The following is an 18,450-nucleotide window of genomic DNA, read 5'->3' as shown; positions in this document are numbered from 1 at the left end:
CCCCGCGCGCCAAACAACAACCGATCAGGCCGCCACCGAACCCGGCACCACCGACGCCGGCCGAATCGCCGTCGCCCGCAGCGAGTACGCCATCCGCGACCGGCAGTCACCCGAGGACCGGCCCGGCTTGCACCGCTGCGAATCCACATACGGCGTCAGCGTCAGGCCCTCGAACTCCACCGCAGGCGGGTAACCCGGCACTGTGGACGGCGGCGGCACCGGCTGCTGCGCGGCCACCACCTTGACCTTCACCTCCGTCGACCGACCGAACTTCCCGGCCTCCGGGTCCAGGTCCATCACCCGCACCACCCAGACCCGCTCCCCGGTCTCCTTGTCGCGCGCCTGGTTGTCCGCCTCGCCCCGCCGCTCGAAGTCGATCTGCGGCGACACCCCGAGGCAGAGCGCCCCGGCGGGGAAGACGTACTCGGACGGGACCGGCACCTTCAACGTCATCGGAACCACGCGTGACCTCCAGATCCACCAGTCAACTCAACCACTTGACTTGTCAAGTGGGTTCAAACGTAAGCGCCGCCAACTTGACTTGTCAAGTGATGTATCGACCCAGTTCAGTCGAGTGGATAGACGTCTTCGAGATCGTGCCTGGAGGCCGGGAGGACAAGGTCCACGGCTAGCAGCGGCTTGCCGGTGCGGTCGCAGACGGAGAGGAGCACGGTCAGCACCGAGTCGCCTGCACCGATCTGCAAGAGCTGCGCCTCTTCGGCGTCGGGGAGACGGGCCGATATCCGCTCGCTGACGTGGTCGAAGCGCACGCGCTTTCGGGACGCCACGTGCCGAAGCAGTCCTTCGGGAACAGCGTCCGCATTGCCGACCCCCGTACCGTCGGCCAGGTCGGCGGGAAGGTAGGCCGTGCCGAGTTCGACCGGGCCGACGCCGTCGACGGCAATAACACGACGGCGCGCGACGACCGACGTACCCGGCTCTAAGCCCAGGGCCGCTGCCGCCCGTGGCGGGGCGGGCACCTCGCCCGCGGCGAGCAGGGTGGAGCCGGCACGCTCGTCGTCTTCCAGCACCGCGTAGCGGCGTTCTCGCTGTCGCTGGTCAGGGCTGGCAGGCCGACCGAGGACGAATCGGCCCTTGCCCTGCCGGCTGTCGATCCAGCCGTCTTGACGTAGCAGGTCCAGGGCTCTGACGACGACTGGTCGGGAGGCGCCGAACTCGCGGACCAGTTCGGTTTCGCTGGGCAGCATCGAGCCTGGTGGGTACGTGCCGTCTTCGATGCGTTGCTGCACCGCGTTGACGATCACGACGTACTTCGGCGGCGCAACTTCGATCGGCACCGTTTCACCCCAGACGGCAACTCAGCTTGTCAACAGGCTATCTGTGCTGCTCAGGTTCTGTCCATGGTCCCGCGTCTACTACCGGCCGGGCCTGGGCGCGAAGCTGCTCTGCCAGTCGCGCAATGCACCCTTCAGTCGCGCGTTCTCCGCGCGAAGGCTTGCTTCCACGGCGTCTCTGGCGATCAGCTCGTCGACGACGGCGCGGAGGAAGGCGTAGACGTGCTCCTCGGCCAGGCCGCGTCGCCCGAATCTCGTCCGACGGAAGCGCATCCGCCTCACCTGCTCCGGGCAGAGCCGGGCCAGCCGTCGGGTTGCCCGGAACATGCCCACTGCGTGAGTGGTCACCGTTGCCTCCTACAGCTCAGACCTTCGTTCTTGCCTTTCCGGCCCGATCCGCCCCGCATTGCCTGGCCCGGAAGGTTCGGTGGTAGGCGCCCGACGTCCACGGTCGCAGCGGGAGTAAGAAGCCAAAGACCTGCGCGTTGCACGTAGATCTCTCGCCGGTCTATGGCATTGCCGGCCCGGTCCAGGACGTATCCGGTCAACCACACCCACCCGTGGTACGTCGGCTGATCGCAGACCTTGATGACCCGGAAGATCAGCGACCGCGCACCACCGAACTGCACCGACGCATCAGCGCCGACATGCACGACGTCACCTGGGTTCAATTTCATCGATCCCACCCTCACCAGATGATGTGGATGGGCACCGAGGCAGGCGGGCTCTGGTCACGGCCGACACCGCGATTCGCCTGCCGGCACCTGCCCCGGTGCCCTGCTCAGGACGCGACCCCGACCGGGAGGATCGTCACCGGTCGCGGCTGCCTACCGGTGCCAGCGCAGTCTGGGCAGTCCCGCCGTTGCAGGCGGGTCGGGTCGCTCGGCGCCCGGAGCGAGCGCCGAGGGCTGGCAATCTTCCAGCCCCGCCCCTCACACCCGGAGCAGGCGACCACAGCTGGCGAACCCCGATGAGGGCCGCGGCTCGGCCGTACCCCATCGACGCACCGCAGGACACGAACACCGTCCGACGCCACGGTCACGACCGCACCGGCACGAGACCGTCCGCGCCGATGCCCGGCCGGCGCATGCACGTCAGCGGCCAGTACATGCACAATTGCGGTAGGTGAGACGTCCATGGTGGAGATAGAACACCCGGTGGCGGAGACCGATCGAGGACCGAATCAGCACCTCTGGCGGACATCGAGCGGACACCATGAGGACCTGCGTTGAGTTCAGGACCTCCGACAGGCGAGCGTGGAGATAGCCCATCAGGAAGGCATCGACGATGGCCCGAGACCGCCGCGAACCTCGCACCGTGCTGGAGTACCTGATCCAGCAGAGCGACCGTACGTACGAGGAACTGGCCGACGAGTTCAGCCGCATGGACCCCCGCGCGGCGATCAGCGCTCGGCACCTCGGCCGGCTGGCACGCGGTGAACGGGACTTGACCTCATCGACCCCCGCCACGCGGCGTGCGTTGCAGGCCATGTTCGGCAAGACCGTCGATGAGTTGCAGCGTCCCTGGGCACCCCACCAGTTGACCCCTGCGCCGGGCCGACAGCTCATTGTCGAGCCCTTCGGCGCCGGCCCGGAAAGGAACCTCCTCGCCATGGCCGCACAACGCGCCCGCCACTACGCCATGCTCGCCGCCGAGTCCACCTCACCGGCAGCCATCGACCAGCTCACCGAGGACGTACAGCGCCTCGCCCTGGCCTACCCGCAACGCCCGATCAGCCAGATCCTGCCGGACCTGGTCGAGACCCAAGACACCCTGTTCACCCTGCTCGAACGCCGCCAACAACCAGCACAGTCACGGGACCTTCACTTCCTCGCCGGCATCACTAGCGGCCTACTCGCCAAGGTCTCCCACGACATGGCCGACCCGCACTCCGCCATGCTGCAAGCCCGGACCGCCGTGCTCTGCGCCGACCAGGCCGCCCACCCCGGCCTGCAGGCCTGGCTCCGCGGCCTGCAATCCCTCGTCGCCTACTGGGCCGGCCGGTACGCCGAAGCCGTCCGCTACGCCGAAGCCGGACGCGAGTACGCCACCCAAGCCGGCGGCACCTCCGCCGTCTGGCTTCCCGCCAGCGCCGCCCGCGCCTACGCCGCACTCGGCAACGCCGACCAGGCCAAAGCCGCCATCCACGAGGCCGAAGACGCCTGGTCCCGGGTACGGCCCGACGAGATGGACGAAATGGGCGGCATCTGCACCTTCAACCAGCCCCGCACCCTCTACTACGCCAGCGACGCCCTCGCCTGGCTCCCCGACGAAGCCGCCACCACCGAGCGCTACGCCCTGCAAGCCGTCCAGGCATACTCCGACCGCTACGACCCCGCATGGGCCTTCGGCGACCAAGCCGGCTCACACACCAACCTCGCCATCGCCCGCGTCGCCAACGGCGAACTCGACGCCGCCGAAGACGCCCTCGCCCCCGTACTCGACCTCCCCGCCGACCAGCGCATCAACGGAATCGTTCACTCTGTCCGACGCGTCCACCAAGCCATTACCCGCGCCGGCCACGCCAACGACGCCCGCGACCTCATCGACGGCATCGAACACTTCACCCACACCCCCGCCAACGCCCTCCCTCGATAAGGCACCATCAGCGCATGTACCCGATCACCATCCCCGGCCGCGTCATCACCCTCCGCGAAATGCGACCCGATGACGCGACCGACGCCTTGGCGATCGTCGGCGACGACCGGGTGACCCAGTGGCTCTCATTCGACAGCCGCGACCAGGACGGCACCGTCGCGATGATCGAAGGCGCCGTGACCCGGGCGCAGCTCGACCCTCGCACCGAGTACTACCTAGCCGTGGCAGACGCCGCAGACCGCATGATCGGGTTTGCCCGACTCGGACTCACCGGCCACCAGGCCGCCAAACTCGGGTACGCCATCAACGCCGACCACTGGGGCCACGGCTACGCCACCGACGCTGCCCGTACCATCGTCAACTTCGGCTTCGAGGAGCTGAAGCTACACCGCATTACCGCAGCCATCGGCCCCGACAATGCCGCCTCGATCGCCGTCGCCAAACGGCTCGGCATGCAGTACGAAGGTCGCCTACGCGATCACGTCTTCACCAACGGCGCCTGGCGAGACTCCCTGCTCTACTCCATCCTCGGCCAGGAGCGGAACACCACCGCAGGCTGACCGCCTCCTGTGCTGCGGCAGCAAGGCCGAGCCATGGTGATCATGGGACCGGTACGATCGCCGCCATGCGCGACGCCGACACGCCGCCGCAAGACCCCTCCAACAGCCAACACCCTCGATCCAGACTTACCCCGGGTGAACGCGCGGACCTGATCCGAGCTGCCGCAGCCGAAGTCCTGGCCCGAGTACAGGAGTGGCGGCACGCCTCAGACTGGCCAGACACTCCGACGAACGTCCACCGCTACCAGACAACCGTGAGCGCGATTGCGGAGCTTGAGGTGCTTCCTAATCCGCAGACCGCTGACGGCCTCCCGGTGCTCGCCGAAGCGGTGCGACCTGTGCTAACCGAGTGGCGACCAAGCCGGCCTGGCCCAGAACAACAAGTCTTCGCGGCTGTGGAACGGCTTCGTCGGGTGGTCGCTGACCGGGGGTAGCGACCTCTTCCTCACCACTGCCGAAACAATCTCATTAGGATCAAGGGCCGCGCATGCGCGGCCCCGCCCGGCGCACTCGGCCTGCTGGCGGCCTCCGGCCGGCATCGGCCGGCACGCCGGCGGGGCAGGATGGGCAGGCTTACGGTCAAACATGCCGTGACGATCGCGAGCGGGGTGGCGGATACCGATGGCAGGGCGATCGCTGCCGCGCCGCTACGCGGCTTGCCACTGAATAGCCAGCTCCATGGAGCGGAGTATTTGATGAGCTGAGGCTCGTAGCTTCTGTATTCCCTGAGGGCGGCCCGCATCGGCCGCACGCGCCGCTGCATGGGCGCGCGCCGGCTGCTACCGCTCTGCGGCCGACATGCCTGACGCCCAGCAGTTGGCGCGGACGGTGGTAAGCCCGGAGGACGCCGCAGACCGACAGGCCCGTTGACCGGAGGAGGGTGGGCCGGCAGCCGGCCGCGCCGCGCGGCCACGAGCCCACGCGGCGCAGGAGAGCGCCCGCCGGCCGGTGGCGAACTGGCACCGGTCACGGGGTTGTGATCATTGCGCTTCTGGCGGAGGTGCCCCGGCGCCAGTAAGGCCGGGGCTCTGTCAACGGGGCGGATTCCATGGGTGGTTGGGCTGGGCCATCCCGCCTCCCCATCCACCCGGGCAAGCCGAGCAGGCCAACGCACCACCCGCCAGCCTCCGAAGCCTAAGGACAGGGTCCGCTTGACGTGGCGGGCGGAAGCCCGCTTCTCTAGCAGGGCCGGTGGACGGCATACGGGATGGATAGCCCGCACGGGCAGGATTTATGTCAATTTGGAAAGAAGTCTGAAGGGCGCTTGCACCGTGCTACGGAGGGTGCCTACGCAGGTAGTATTCCGTCATGACTGAGGTCGCATCGGGTAGTGCTTCTAGCGTGGTGGAGGAAACACTCGCCCAGCGGATAGCCAGCAGCCGTGGCGAGCATGACGTGGTCCAGGCCAAGCTTACGACTGATGAGCGAGTCCTTGCCCGAGTTACGGACGGCATTTACCGTGAACCGTCGAGTGCGCTGAGGGAGCTGGTCTCTAACGCCTACGATGCTGATGCAACCGAGGTTGTAATTCAGACGGACCGGCCACGTTTCTCGGCGATAACCATCACGGACAACGGCAATGGCATGAGCCCAGAGGTAGTTGCGCACGTAATCGAGCATATTGGCGGGAGCGCCAAGCGGTCGCCCAGCGGGGGAAGCCTGGGAGTAACTCAGGGCGACAATGTCTATCTGAGTCCAGGTGGTCGGCGACTCATCGGCCGGATCGGGATTGGCCTGTTTTCCGTGTCGCAGTTGACACATTCATTTCAAATTATCACGAAGGTGGCCGGTGATCCATGGCGAACCGTCGCAATGGTCCGGCTTCGCACGTTTTCAGATGAGGCTTCGGACGTTGAAAATGGGCCCTACGAAGCGGGCCTAGTTTCGATTTGGCGGGTACCTGCTCGAGATGTCGACGCAAGCGGCACGACCATCGTATTAACGCACCTGCAAGCGCATACCGTGCGCACCATGTCCGACGCTGATCGCTGGTACCGAGTGCAAAATGGCGAGAGCCCACCGCGGTATCACGTCGGCCGCATTGAGCATGGGGAGCTTGTAAGTAAGCAGGGCCAGCCGGTCGAATCAGTGCCGTGGAAGGAGGGCGATGACGGTGCTACCGCCTTCAAATCTCTCGTGGACGCCGTTTGGGATGAGCTGCGGACAGGTAGCGCTCGTAATCCATCCATTCAACACTTGTTCGACAAATACCTGCAAACTGTGTGGGAAATTGCGCTAGCGGCACCGCTTCCGTACGTCGGCGCACACCCATTAATGGTCGGGCCTGAAGACGCTGAACGCTACGTGTTGCAGACGAGCAGACGCCAGCCCCCACGCTTCCTGGCGGAAGAATCTCTAGCGGCAGATTTGGGCGTGCCTGCCGACATCGGAATAGGTGCGCAACCCTTCAGGGTTTTTGTCGACAACCTTGAGCTCCAGCGCCCGATCAGAGTAGAAAACCTTCCCTCAACCAGCCATGCGCTAAAGCAGCCGCTGATTTTCGCGGACCGGGTGTGTGAGGACTTTGGAGGCGCGGACACTGCGCGTAGTGGAGGGTCACTCGAATTTATTGCGTATATAATGTGGGCGCCGAAGGTTGCACCGATTGAACACAACGGGGCGCTCATTCGAGTGCATGGCTCCAGCGGAACACTGTTCGACAGCACCTTCCTGCATTACGGGATAGCCGAAACCACGCGACTCAGGCAGTTGACATGCGAGATCTACGTCACACAAGGCTTCGAAGCGGCACTAAACATTGACCGAGAGGCGTTCAACCAAGCTCACCCGCATGCCCGCCGCATAACCAATTGGCTTCATGCTGCCATCGGTCGGGTAATCAACACCCAGAAGGCAATCGCAAACAAGAAGCGGCGCGAAAGTCGTGTAGCGGCGGCAGTTGGCGTCGCCGCAGAACTCGACCGATTGACCCGGTCAACTTGGCAGCGCCGCCAGAACGAATCAAGCGATCCTCCGCCTGTAACTTGGACCTATCCGTCATTGCGACGACAACAAGAAACCGTCGACAGCATTCGACTACAACCGGAGACGGTACTTGGCGATCGGCGCGACACAACCGCCTTGGAGCGAGATCGGCGGACGGTAGCAGCTATCGCGCAGATCCTTGCGGCATACAACCTGCTGGAGAACCTATCGCCGAGCGAGATCAATGACCTAATGGGCGCTATCGCCACGGCTCTTAGGGCGGAACCGTGAGCTTCGACGAAATCGATGAAGAGTACGTTGAGCATGACCTGCCGTTTGAGGAGGAGAAGGACGACCTCGGCCCGGCCTACGGAAGACCCGTGCCCTTCGGCGGGATTCCACGCCAATTCAAGCCTTGGCATCGGCCGCGAAAGCAATATGTCCGACGGAAGCAGTGGGTCAGTTCCTTCGCGGATCTTCTGAACGAACTGTGCCGGCGGGATAGTGATCGGAGGGACGCGAGCTACATCGGCTTACCTGGTAGCGACTTGCTTGATGTCCGTCTGTTCGCCGAGGAGTGTGCCGCGAGAGCGCTAAAGTTGCGGTATCTCGGCTTCGACAGGACGGCCACAGGGGAAAGCGCCGAGAGCGCCTATCTCAACCTCAGCCGAGACGAGCTGTCTAAAAGTGGCAACGTGCACCGCGAAAGCCTTGTCATGCCCGATGAGTTCTCGCAGTTAGGAGATGTCCGATCGCTGGCCTACACAACGGCTAACCGCATGTCGTTCGACGTTGTCAACTTGGATCTCTGCGGAAGCGCCACCAACGAGCCGGCGGGCCAAGATAATACCATCTATCCAGCCCTCAAAAACGTGCTCCGAGTTCAAGCGAAGCGTGAAGAGCCTTGGCTTCTGCTGTTCACGGCAACCTTCGGAAAAGATACTCAAAGCAATCATGGGCAGTCGAACGCAGAGAACCTAGTGCGGGCCCTGAAGGAGCGGTTGGAGGAGTGTGCGAGTGCGGAGGCCGCAGCGCAGGACATCTTTGAGAGAGGCGAAGGAAGCGGTCTGCCAGAGTTGGACGAATGCGACCACGACGGGTACTCGAAGCTTCTGGTGCTCGCTTTTATAAGCTGGCTATGTAGTGTGGGCCGGGGGATCCGGAGTTCCCGCTTTAGGGTTGTTAGCGTCATGAATTATCGAGTCAACAGATACCTGCTGGCGCCCAATATGTTTAGCCTTGCCATCCGGGTTACGCCCCAAGAACCGACTGTGCGCGATGCGGCGGGCCTGCTTCAGGAGCCAAGACCCGTAGACGAGTGTGAGGAGCTTACCCAGCACGCTCGCAGGATGAGTAGAGTGGTTGACGCCGACGAGGCTTTGCGATCTAACGATGCTCTATTTGACGCAATGCGTGCTGAGATGGCAGACCTTCTTGCCGACCTGAGGTATGACAGGCAGGAATACCTGAGCAGCGATTTCAGCAAGCTCATCGAGGATACGGAAGCGGAGGACGCTCCTGAGACGCAACTTGGGTCGCAGGTAAGTGCACGCAGGGCGGCCGGGGTACGAACCGAGACAGGAGTTAGCTGAGTGCCTGATCACTTATCCACGCAGGGGCGGTCTCGGGTCATGGCGGCCATTCGGTCGAAGAATACGAAGCCCGAGATTGCCCTCAGAGCCTCACTGCGACTGGTAGGTGCAACAGGGTACCGCCTACACGCTAAACTGCTTCCAGGCAAGCCGGACATTGCTTTCACGAGGTGGAAGATCGCCATCTTCGTAGACGGCGCTTTCTGGCACGGCCATCCTGAGCATTTTCAACCGGAGACCGCCTCTGAGTACTGGAAGATGAAGATAGCCAATACTCAGAGGCGGGACCGGATAGCTACAGAATCGCTGGCCGCTGCTGACTGGACCGTCCTACGCTTCTGGGATTTCGAAGTAAAGGACGACATCCAACGTGTCACAAACTCGGTGCTGGAGGCTCTTAAGCGCGCCGGCTGGAGCCCTCCGTCAGTGGTCGGAGACCAGGCGCTGTAGCCAGTCATCGAGAGAGGAAAGGCGTCGGCTCTCGATGTGCCGACGCATGTCAACGCACTTGTTCTTCGATGCCGGGCTTACGTCAGCGTAAGCTACCTTAGGCCCATTAGGGTTGACGTGCACGACGTCCGTGAGTAGCAAACTGTTCTCGGCTCTCCGGTCGCATGCCCGCACCAGGCGTGCTGCATCGAACTCGTTCGTGACGAGTACGTAGCGGAACGCCTCGCCGCCGAAGTTCACTCGAGCATAGTCACGGAAGTCACTCATGAACTGCTCTTCTCGGTCGGCTCGCACGCTCCACTTTGCGGTGATTAGCGTTCGCTGCTGGTCGGACTTTCGGACCAGCGCGAGGTCTACTTGACGAGGCTTCTCGTTCACGGGGCCGCGGTGGAAGCCGGGCAAGTTATGAAGCATCGCCCTAGTGTGGATCGTGTAGGCGTCGCTAATGCCAGGCACGCGTCTTAATATAGCGGCCAAGGTATCTTCGAAGCCCTCGCCGATCAGGTTCTTGCGCTTGTTCTCGTGCGTGAGGTACGCCATGATGCGTTCCGCAAGCACGCGTTGAGCGGTGGCTGGCGGCATCGAGTTCAGCCAAGGCCTCAGACCGTCGAGGACTATGGACATTAGTTCTGGGTCATCGCCGGGCTCGGGAAAGGCTCGGCCCTGATAGGGCCTCCGTTGCTGGCGCACCTTCTCAGAGTGTCCAGCCCGAAGAGCGTAGCTCGCCAAGTCCGCGCTCGCTCTCTTAAAGAGCCAGTCGATCTCGGTACCGAGCTCACTGGGCGCAACGCCTAAGGCGCCAGATACCCAATCGTGAAAAGCCAGGGATCGGGCGTACCACGGTCGCCCTGGCTGGCACTTATCGCTCTCGTAGCAGTGGGCCAACCCAATGGTCCGGTCAATCGACAAGAGGAGTTTGTAGACATGCATCCACGCGGTTTCAGGCCCTACATCGCCGACTTCTGAGAAGTAGTCGGCGAGGAGCCGCGCTCGGTTCTCCTCTCCAAAAGCGCGGTTGGCGAGCTTGGTGCTCTCCAGCGGGTTGACTTCAATCAGACCATGGTCATCCGAGAGCGGCTCGGCGCCGTGCGGTTCTGACAAGGGTGGCGACCTCCCGTGCGATGGCTGCCGCAAGAAGAGGCGGCACCGCATTTCCCACCTGGCGGTAACGGGAGTGGGTGGCGCCGCCATCGATGCGCCCCGGTATGTTGCCACGGCGTTCGTCCGTTGTGAAGACGAAGCGATCGGGGAAGGACTGAAGGCGGGCGAACTCTCGGACGCTTAGCGCCCGCGCGGCCCGATAGTGGTAGGCCGAGTCAGCCTTCGTGTTCAACGTCCAAGCCCAGATGGCGGGGTGTAGACGGCGGTAGGCGTAGAAGTGAGAGCGGCCCAAGCGTCCACTGTCGGTGCTTGGACCCCACTTGTCTCCGCTGATGTAGCGGGCAAGAAGCTCCTCGGAGAGGTCTCTGTGATTGCCGCCCGCCGGGATGGCCAGCAGCCGGGTGACGGTGTCGCGGTTAATGCGAGGGACACTTACGTTTCTTACGGTGGGTCCTCGGCCCTGTCGCATCAGCCGCTGATAGGCCCCCTTTGCGCGAGGCAGCTCTCCGGTGGCTATGTCGTCTAGCCGTCTGCCAGCCTCTAGGTCTTCAAGGTCAGAGATTGCCTGGGCTGCTGTCACAATCCTCGCGTCCTGGGGGTCTGCCAAACGCTCAAGATATTTTTCGGCGTCACCGCCACGCCCATCAACCTCGTATTGGCCCTTGCCCTGCCGGATGAGACCCAGCACCTCGGTAGCGTTGGTGCCGGTAAGCCTTACGGGAGCTGTCTTGAGGGCGGTGCGCACCCCGAGGAACACGATGCGCTTTCTCGTTTGTGGTACTCCGAAGTCGGCGGCGTCCAAGACCTGCGGCTCTACGGTATACGTGCCGCCGAGGCTGAGGTCCTCGACAACTTGTTCGAGCACACCCATTTGCGCCATGCCGGGAACGTTCTCCATTACAAATGCTGCCGGAGCTATGTCAGCAACCGATGCAACAAACTCCCGATAAAGCGAGTTTCGTGGGTCATCGATAATGCGAGAATGGTTGCGGACTTGCGAGAACGCCTGGCACGGGGGTCCACCGACGACGACGTCCACGCCCCGGCCCACGCTCAACACATCCCGCTTAACGCTGCCTTCGCGGATGTCGCCAGACAGCGGCGTAGCCTCTGGGAAGTTCAGCTTGTAGGTGGCAACCGCGTCTGGGTCGACGTCCGAGCCTGCAACAACGTCGAAGCCCGCCTGCCTGAAGCCCTCCGAGAGGCCGCCGGCGCCAGCGAAAAGGTCGATGACCTTGAGCGGACGACTCTCGTCCTGGCCGTCGCGGGGGCCCGGGATGGCGGCGGGTAAGTGAAAAAGCGGCTCGGCAGCCGTGGCAGTCATCTCGCTTCCATCCCCTCAGTTGGTGCAGCGGCCAGCATAGAGGCTTGGCCCCGATCATGTTCGAAAGCCTGTTCGAGTGTCGGTAGGCACGCCGCGCCGTTGCGTCCATACAGACCCCGGGCTGCCAGCCGTCCGGGCCCGCAAGTGTTGGCGGCCCCCACCTGCGCGTCGCTGCTGTCGGACGCTGGTGGATGCGGGCCGGGTTGTCGGAGGAGCGCCGAAAGCAACCCCGCCGGACGGAGGCACGCTGACGTGGGCCGGCATGGGCAAGATCCCGAGGTGTGCGGCCGGTGCCAGACACGTGCGGAGGCGGCCTCCAGAGCAAGTAAGGGAGCATCAGGCAGCGAGGCAGCCAGAAGACAGCGCAAGGCTTGGCGCCTGTCGGAACCGGACGTCAACCAGCACTGCCCGCCACGTGCTCGCCAACGCGGGCTGCTAGCAGATGACAGCCGCCAGCAAGTTATGTCCGCATCCCCCCGACGTGAGTTGGCGTGGGCCGTCGGCGGAACGGCGGCTGTCGACAGCAACGCTGACAGCAACGACGCCGGACGGCAGCAGTCTGGCGCGCGCTGGCGCGGACCAAGCTCCGAGTGTGCAGCCGATCCCGGACGTGTGCGGACGAGATGCACAGAGCTTGTAAGCGAGATGTCGCCGGTTCGATCCCGGCCGGGGGCTCCAACTACATCGATCGATCCGACGGGCACCCGGCCGCAGGCGTTGATCTGTATCGTGTCGGCCTGACCACGCCGCAGTCGCCCGAGCCGACCACGTCGCCGACGGCCGTGCCCACCGGCTCGCCGGTGCGTCGGGCTGATCCCGGCCGGTCGGCCGCAGGGGCAACGGACGAGGGCTATCCCTCCGTACGATGGCGCTTTGTGCGGCCGGGCGCAGGTGGCGCGGCCCGGGTGTGTGAAAGGGGGCACCCGGCGTGGTGGTGGTCATCGGCGGGCAGATCCCGATTGTGCTCAGGGCGGCGGAACCGGAGCCGCGATGAGCCGGGCTGTGGAGGAGTCCAACCGGGCGATGCTGCGGGCCCGGGACGCGATGGACCGCGCGTACGCGGAGCCGCTGGACATCCCGACGCTGGCCCGTGTCGCCCTGGTCTCCGAGGCCCACTTCATCCGTACCTTCCGGGCCACCTTCGGCGAGACCCCGCACCGCTACCTGCAACGCCGCCGGGTGGAACGGGCGATGTCGCTGCTGATGGAGAGCAACCGGGACGTCACCGACATCTGCTACGCGGTCGGGTTCGGCAGCCTCGGCACGTTCAGCCGCACGTTCCGGCAGATCGTGGGCCAGTCGCCAACCGAGTTCCGCCGCGCCCGGCGGCCCACCCCGGGCGTGCCGAGCTGCTTCACCAAGGCGTGGACCAGACCCAGCAGTTTTGGATAAGCAGCAGCTCAGGGCCGGCCCGTAGCGTCTTCGGCATGACGATGAACGCGATCAGCCGGTCCCAGATCTACGTCCTCGACCAGGACGAGGCGCTCGACTTCTACGTCGGCAAGCTTGGCATGGAGGTCAACACCGACGCCGATCTCGGCTTCATGCGCTGGCTGACGGTCAACCTGCCCGGCGACCCGGAGCGGGAGATCCTGCTGGAGAAGCCGGGCCCGCCGGCCCTGGACCCGGCCACCGCCGAGCAGGTCCGTGAGCTGCTCACCAAGGGGGCGCTGGGCGGCTACCTCTTCATGACCACCGACGACGCGTACAAGACGTACGAGGAACTGGTCGGCAGGGGCGTGGAGATCACCGACGAGCCGACCGAGCGGTCGTACGGGATCGACTTCGGCATCCGCGACCCGTTCGGCAACAAGATCCGTATCGGCCAGATGTTCCCCCGGGACTCGAACTCGCAGGGGACGGACCAGATCGGGTGCGGGTAGCATCGCGCCTCCCGACCCGGTGAGGTGACCATGGGCGTCCGCCTGCTCTATCTGGTCCGGCACGGTGAACAGGAGCGCGCGGAGGCGGAGGCGCCGCAGGCCGGGCTCACCGCGCGCGGCCGGCGGCAGGCGGTCCTGCTCGGCGAACGGTTGCACGGCCTGCCGTTGCGCGCCGTCCACCACGGCCCCCTGCCGCGGGCTACGGAGACCGCCGAGTTGGTCGCCGGATCGCTGCCCGGCATTCCGGTGTACGAGTCCGAACTGGCCGGCGACCATCTTCCGCACGACACCGACCCGGCCGGCCTGCCGCCGTCGTACGCGGACCTGCTGGCCGGCTACTCGGCGGCCGAGCGGCTCGACGGGCCACGGCTGACGGCGGCGGCCGTGGCCCGGTTCGCCACCGCACCGGCCGACGGTGAGGTACGCGAACTGGTGGTCACCCACTCCTTCCTGATCGCCTGGCTGGTCCGGCACGCCCTGGACGCGCCGGAGCGGCGCTGGCTCGGGCTCAACGCCCACAATGCGGGGCTGACGGTGATCCGTTACCGCTCGGCGGGGCCGCCCAGCCTGATCGCTTTCAACGACGTCGCTCACCTGCCGCCGGAGCTGCGGGGGACCGGCCTGCCCGCCGACTACCGGATATGAGCGGCGACCGATCCGGCTACCGTCGGCCGGTGACGTCATCTGACCTGCCCCGGTGTGAGTTCGCCTTCCCCGGGCCGCTGCGTGATCAGCTGGTGGCGGCGGTGCTCTCCGGGGCCAAGACCTCCACCACCGGCCTGCTCCAGGACTACGAGCTCGACGGTGAGCCGCCGCCGGAGGTCGGTGCCCGCTCGGTGGTGGTCGACTCGGTCGACCGTCCGGTGGCGGTGATCGAGGTGACCGGGGTGCGGGTCGTCCGGCTCGGCGATGTCGACCTCGACCACGCCCGGGACGAGGGCGAGGGGTACGCCTCGGTGGCCGCCTGGCGGGCCGGGCACGAGGCGTACTGGCACGGTCCGGACTACCGGGCCTGGCTGGGCGACCCGGAGTTCACCGTGGACGACGACACCCGTGCGGTGCTGGAACGCTTCCGCGTGGTCGAACGCCTCTGACGCCTCAGCCGGTGGTGCCGTCGAGACGGTCGCGGATCTCGAAGAACTCGGTGTTGAGCTCGAGTTGGCGGCGGGCGGAGATGAAGGCGATCACGCCGGCGGTCTCCGGGTCCGCCCAGCCGCAGACGGTCAGGTAGTGCTTGTCCCCGGTGCGTCCCCGGCCGCACCGGGCCTCGCCGTCGAACCGGCCGTACTCGACGGTGCGGAAGGTGGTGATTGGGTACGGGCGCAGCACCCGGGTCAGGGTGCCCTCCCGATCGGTGACCGTGCCGGAGACGCCGCTGACCACCACCGCGTCGGCGTTCCGTGCGCTGCCCGCGTACGCCCCCTCGATGCTGCTGGTCACGTCGGTGACCTCCGCCCCCAGCCGCTTCAGGGAGGACCGGGAGACCCGGGTCAACTCCGGCCTGGTCGAGGGGGGCAAACCCAGCACCGTATCCGGCAGGGTCAACGTCCGGGAAGCGGTCGCCGTCGGGGCCGGTGTCGCCGCACGTTCGTCCCCCACCCGGGCGCAGCCCGAGGTGAACGTCACGGCGCCGGTGGCCACCAGCGCGGCGAGCAGGGCAACGGGCCGGCACGGGCCGGTGGGACGTCTCTTCGGCATGGTGCTCCTCGACGGATCGGAGCGGAACGTTACCCGGCGAAGGTGGCGATCAGCCGTCCAACCCGGGCAGCACCGCGTCGACCAGCGCCTCGGCGTCCTCGGCGGAGAGCGGACGGTGGGTCACCACCGCCCGCAGCCAGACCGGGCCGAGCAGCAGGTCGGCCAGGAGGAGGTCGTCCACCGCGCCGGCCAGCTCGCCTCGGGCGCGGGCCCGGCCGGTCACCTCGGCGACGTGCGTGCTGTGCTGGCCCAACACTTCGCCGGCGAGCCGGGCCAGTTCCGGGTCGGCGCCGGTGTGGGCGAGCACGTCGGCGGCGAGCCGTCCCGGCCCCTCGCCGAGGAACGCCGCCTTCGACCGCACCAGGGCGACCAGGTCGCCGCGGAGCGTGCCGGTGTCCGGCACCGGTAGCTCCCGGGCCACGGCGTGCCGGAACGTCGCCGCGACCAGCGCCGGCTTGGACGGCCACCAGCGGTATACCGTGGTCTTGTTGACCCCGGAGCGCCGGGCCACCCCCTCGATGGTCAACCCGGCGTACCCCTCGGCGGCCAGCAGGTCGAGCACGGCGGCGTGGATGGCGGCGGCGCCCCGTGGCCCGCGCGCCGTCCGCCCGGCGGTGGCGGTCATCGTCCGGTACGGCGCAGCAGACGCAGCGCCAGGGTCATCCGGCGGGCCCAGGCCGCGGTCTGGTCGCCCGGCCGGTGGTACGGCGGCGCGAGGTCCAGTCCTCGCTGCCGGGCGACGGTCTTGACCCGGGTGAACCGGAGCAGCCCGTCGGCGCCGTGCCGGCCGCCCAGCCCGGAGTCCTTCCAGCCGCCCATCGGGGCGTCGATGCTGCCCCAGACGGCGGAGTAGCCGTCGTCGACGTTCACCGCGCCGGCGTCGATCCGCGCGGCGACCGTCTCGCCGCGCGCGCCGGAGCCGCTGAGCACGCTGGCGTTCAGGCCGTACGTGGTGTCGTTGGCCAGGGCGACCGCCTCGTCGTCGGTGCTGAACCGGTACACCCCGACCACGGGGCCGAAGGTCTCCTCCGCGTACATGCGCATCCCCGGCGTGACGCCGGTGAGCACGGTCGGTTCGAAGACGTACGGCCCGACGTCGGGGCGGTGCCGGCCGCCGGTGTGCAGGGTGGCGCCCTGCGTGACGGCGTCCGCGACGTGCGCGGTGACCGTGTCGAGTTGCCGGGCCGAGGCGAGCGAGCCGAGGTCGGCGTCGAAGTCGCCGCCGATGCCCAGCCGCAGCGTGCCGGTACGCGCCACGAACCGGCGCAGGAACTCGTCGTGCAGCCGGTCGGCGACGTAGATCCGTTCGATCGACACGCAGAGCTGCCCGGCGCTGGCGAAGCAGGCACGGATCGCCGCCTCCACCGCCCGGTCCAGGTCGACGTCGTCGAGCACGAGCAGCGGGTTCTTGCCGCCCAGTTCCAGCGAGGTGGGGATCAGCCGGCGGGCGGCCTGGGCGGCCACCTCGCGGCCGACCCGGGTGGAGCCGGTGAAGCAGATCATGTCGGCACGCGCGACGAGCAGCGGGCCGACCTCGGCGCCCGCTCCGGCGACGACCTGCCACAGCGCGGGCGGCAGCCCGGCGGCCAGGGCCAGGTCGCGTACCCAGAGGGCGGTGAGCATGGTGGCCGGGTCGGGCCGGTGCACCACCGCGTTGCCGGCCACCAGGGCCGGCAGCACCTCGGCGGCGGCCAGTGAGAGCGGGTAGTTCCAGGGCGAGACGACGCCGACCACGCCGACGGGGAAACGCAGCTCGCGGGTGCGGGTGAGGATCGGCAGCGCGCCGGCCCGTCGCCGGGGGCGCAGCAGCTTCGCCGCGGTACGGGCGTAGTACCGGGCGTTGATGGCGACGTCGAGGACCTCCTCGACGGCGTGCCGGCGGGCCTTGCCCGATTCGAGCTGGATCAGGTCCAGTCCTTCGGCCTGCCGGTCGAGGACGAGGTCGTGCAGGCGCAGCAGCACGGCGGCGCGTCGGGCCACGGGCAGGGCCGCCCAGGTCCGCTGCGCCTCGGCCGCGTCGGCGAACGCGGCGTCGATGTCGTCCGGTCCGCTGGACGGCACGCGCGCCGTCGGCTCGTCGGTCAGTGGCGACCGCGCGGTGAACGGCGTCCCGGTGCCTCGGACCTGGGTCACCAGGTCGGCGGCCCGCGCGGGCAGGGCCGGTGGTAGCCCTCCACCGGCCGGGTTGCCGGTGATCTCCGTGCCCGCGGAAGCCGTGGAAGCAGTCATGCCTGCCAGCATATGTCAACGCAACGTGGCGTTGCGATCAGTGGCGCGTCAGTTGGTTCCGGTGGCGGTGAGCAGGAGGTGCGCGATCGTGTCGGCGGTCGGCGGCGGCGGGCCGGGGCAGTCGGTCCACGCGACGCTGCCCGCCGGGACGGTGAGTCGGTACCGGAAGGTGTCCGCGCAGCCGGCGGCCTCGGTGCTCGTGCCGCCGGCACCGGTGGTGGCGGTGTCCGCCAGCGCACGGAGCCGATCGAGGTCGGCGGGGGAGAGCTGCCCCTGCCGGACGGCCCCACCCCGGCCGGTGGCCGTCCAACGCCCGTCGGGTCCGACGGTCACCGTGTCGTCGCGGCCCGCCAGGCCCCCGGAGCGGGTCAGCACGACCCGGATGTCGGCCGTGCCGGTGGAACTGCTGGCCGTGCCGTCAGGGGTGGCGGTGGCGGGGAGGTCGCCGGTCGAGGTCGCCGCGCAGCCGGTCAGCAGCCCGGCCACGACGATCTTGACAATGGCCAGGGTGGATGATCTCATGCCGGTCGGACGCGCACCGTCGCCGTCGGGTTCCGTCAGCAGGACGCCCTCCCCCGTTCGGCCAGTGTCGGTGTCGGCGAGTGCTCTCCCTCTTCCGCTTTGCCAGATATATAGCTATATCTACATCGGTGACTACCCCCGTCACCGAATCCCCTGCCAGGAGGGCACGTGAGAAGACCCCTCGCCGCCGTTAGCGCAATGCTGCTAACCGGCGGCATGCTGACCTGCGTCGTCACCACAGCGCAGGCGGCACCCACCGCCCCCGCTCCGGCC

At 67.0% G+C, this 18,450-nt stretch carries 19 protein-coding genes; 9 read left to right on the top strand and 10 right to left on the bottom strand.

Annotated features, from left to right (window positions below; all coding sequences use genetic code 11):
* Positions 1-24 precede the first annotated feature (24 nt).
* From E1165_RS11895 to E1165_RS11880, 4 genes are all read right to left on the bottom strand, one after another.
* Complete coding sequence (locus E1165_RS11895; protein ID WP_207916842.1) at positions 25-453, bottom strand: hypothetical protein; 429 nt, start codon at positions 451-453, stop codon at positions 25-27.
* 113 nt (positions 454-566) lie between these two features.
* Positions 567-1,298, bottom strand: coding sequence for a GntR family transcriptional regulator (locus E1165_RS11890; protein WP_132390735.1), 732 nt, complete (start codon positions 1,296-1,298; stop codon positions 567-569).
* 78 nt (positions 1,299-1,376) lie between these two features.
* Complete coding sequence (locus tag E1165_RS11885) at positions 1,377-1,643, bottom strand: DivIVA domain-containing protein (RefSeq protein ID WP_243704721.1); 267 nt, start codon at positions 1,641-1,643, stop codon at positions 1,377-1,379.
* On the bottom strand, positions 1,640-1,972 hold the full coding sequence (locus E1165_RS11880) for a hypothetical protein (protein WP_132390733.1): 333 nt from the start codon (positions 1,970-1,972) through the stop codon (positions 1,640-1,642). Before E1165_RS11880 ends, E1165_RS11885 begins: the two co-directional genes overlap by 4 nt.
* A gap of 610 nt (positions 1,973-2,582) precedes the next feature.
* On the opposite strand from E1165_RS11880, the gene E1165_RS11875 reads away from it, so the two are divergent.
* The 5 genes from E1165_RS11875 (at position 2,583) to E1165_RS11855 (ending at position 9,420) form a co-directional block, all read left to right on the top strand.
* Positions 2,583-3,893 (top strand): hypothetical protein, encoded by a 1,311-nt coding sequence (locus tag E1165_RS11875; protein WP_132390731.1) that lies wholly within the window; start codon positions 2,583-2,585, stop codon positions 3,891-3,893.
* 14 nt (positions 3,894-3,907) lie between these two features.
* Complete coding sequence (locus E1165_RS11870) at positions 3,908-4,453, top strand: GNAT family N-acetyltransferase (protein ID WP_132390729.1); 546 nt, start codon at positions 3,908-3,910, stop codon at positions 4,451-4,453.
* Positions 4,454-5,761: 1,308 nt separating this feature from the next.
* A complete protein-coding gene (locus E1165_RS11865; protein ID WP_132390727.1) occupies positions 5,762-7,669 on the top strand; it encodes an ATP-binding protein in 1,908 nt (635 codons plus the stop codon).
* Complete coding sequence (locus E1165_RS11860; protein WP_132390725.1) at positions 7,666-8,970, top strand: hypothetical protein; 1,305 nt, start codon at positions 7,666-7,668, stop codon at positions 8,968-8,970. The genes E1165_RS11865 and E1165_RS11860 overlap by 4 nt, the downstream gene beginning before the upstream one ends.
* Positions 8,971-9,420 carry a very short patch repair endonuclease gene (locus E1165_RS11855; protein ID WP_256370655.1) on the top strand — a complete coding sequence of 150 codons (450 nt, stop codon included), beginning with the start codon at positions 8,971-8,973 and terminating at the stop codon, positions 9,418-9,420.
* Here E1165_RS11855 and E1165_RS11850 read toward each other — a convergent pair.
* Together E1165_RS11850 and E1165_RS11845 are read right to left on the bottom strand one after the other, a co-directional pair.
* Positions 9,394-10,521: a hypothetical protein gene (locus tag E1165_RS11850; protein ID WP_207916840.1), complete on the bottom strand. Its 1,128-nt coding sequence runs from the start codon at positions 10,519-10,521 to the stop codon at positions 9,394-9,396. The two genes, E1165_RS11855 and E1165_RS11850, sit on opposite strands and share 27 nt — an antisense overlap.
* Complete coding sequence (locus tag E1165_RS11845; protein WP_132390721.1) at positions 10,484-11,845, bottom strand: DNA cytosine methyltransferase; 1,362 nt, start codon at positions 11,843-11,845, stop codon at positions 10,484-10,486. Before E1165_RS11845 ends, E1165_RS11850 begins: the two co-directional genes overlap by 38 nt.
* A 990-nt stretch (positions 11,846-12,835) precedes the next feature.
* Between E1165_RS11845 and E1165_RS11840 the strand changes: the two genes are divergently transcribed.
* Genes E1165_RS11840 through E1165_RS11825 form a run of 4 tightly spaced genes read left to right on the top strand, consistent with a single transcriptional unit; the run spans position 12,836 to position 14,822 of the window.
* Positions 12,836-13,237, top strand: a complete 402-nt coding sequence (locus E1165_RS11840) for a helix-turn-helix domain-containing protein (RefSeq protein ID WP_132390719.1) — start codon at positions 12,836-12,838, stop codon at positions 13,235-13,237.
* A gap of 35 nt (positions 13,238-13,272) precedes the next feature.
* On the top strand, positions 13,273-13,728 hold the full coding sequence (locus E1165_RS11835) for a VOC family protein (RefSeq protein ID WP_132390717.1): 456 nt from the start codon (positions 13,273-13,275) through the stop codon (positions 13,726-13,728).
* 30 nt (positions 13,729-13,758) lie between these two features.
* Positions 13,759-14,373: a histidine phosphatase family protein gene (locus E1165_RS11830; protein WP_132390715.1), complete on the top strand. Its 615-nt coding sequence runs from the start codon at positions 13,759-13,761 to the stop codon at positions 14,371-14,373.
* Positions 14,374-14,402: 29 nt separating this feature from the next.
* Positions 14,403-14,822, top strand: a complete 420-nt coding sequence (locus E1165_RS11825; protein WP_243704720.1) for an ASCH domain-containing protein — start codon at positions 14,403-14,405, stop codon at positions 14,820-14,822.
* Between the two features lie 4 nt (positions 14,823-14,826).
* On the opposite strand, the gene E1165_RS11820 is transcribed toward E1165_RS11825, so the two are convergent.
* From E1165_RS11820 to E1165_RS11805, 4 genes are read right to left on the bottom strand one after another with little or no spacing between them, the layout of a single operon-like run.
* Positions 14,827-15,426 (bottom strand): hypothetical protein, encoded by a 600-nt coding sequence (locus tag E1165_RS11820; protein ID WP_132390711.1) that lies wholly within the window; start codon positions 15,424-15,426, stop codon positions 14,827-14,829.
* 49 nt (positions 15,427-15,475) lie between these two features.
* Positions 15,476-16,051 (bottom strand): TetR/AcrR family transcriptional regulator, encoded by a 576-nt coding sequence (locus E1165_RS11815; RefSeq protein ID WP_132390709.1) that lies wholly within the window; start codon positions 16,049-16,051, stop codon positions 15,476-15,478.
* Entirely contained in the window at positions 16,048-17,655 is a 1,608-nt protein-coding gene (locus E1165_RS11810; RefSeq protein WP_132390707.1) for a succinic semialdehyde dehydrogenase, read from the bottom strand. The genes E1165_RS11815 and E1165_RS11810 overlap by 4 nt, the downstream gene beginning before the upstream one ends.
* A 48-nt stretch (positions 17,656-17,703) precedes the next feature.
* Positions 17,704-18,177, bottom strand: a complete 474-nt coding sequence (locus E1165_RS11805; protein ID WP_132390705.1) for a hypothetical protein — start codon at positions 18,175-18,177, stop codon at positions 17,704-17,706.
* Between the last annotated feature and the right edge of the window lie 273 nt (positions 18,178-18,450).

This window comes from Micromonospora sp. KC723 (assembly GCF_004348595.1).
In the GTDB taxonomy this organism is placed as follows: Bacteria; Actinomycetota; Actinomycetes; order Mycobacteriales; family Micromonosporaceae; genus Micromonospora.
This window is presented reverse-complemented; position numbering and strand designations above follow the sequence as displayed.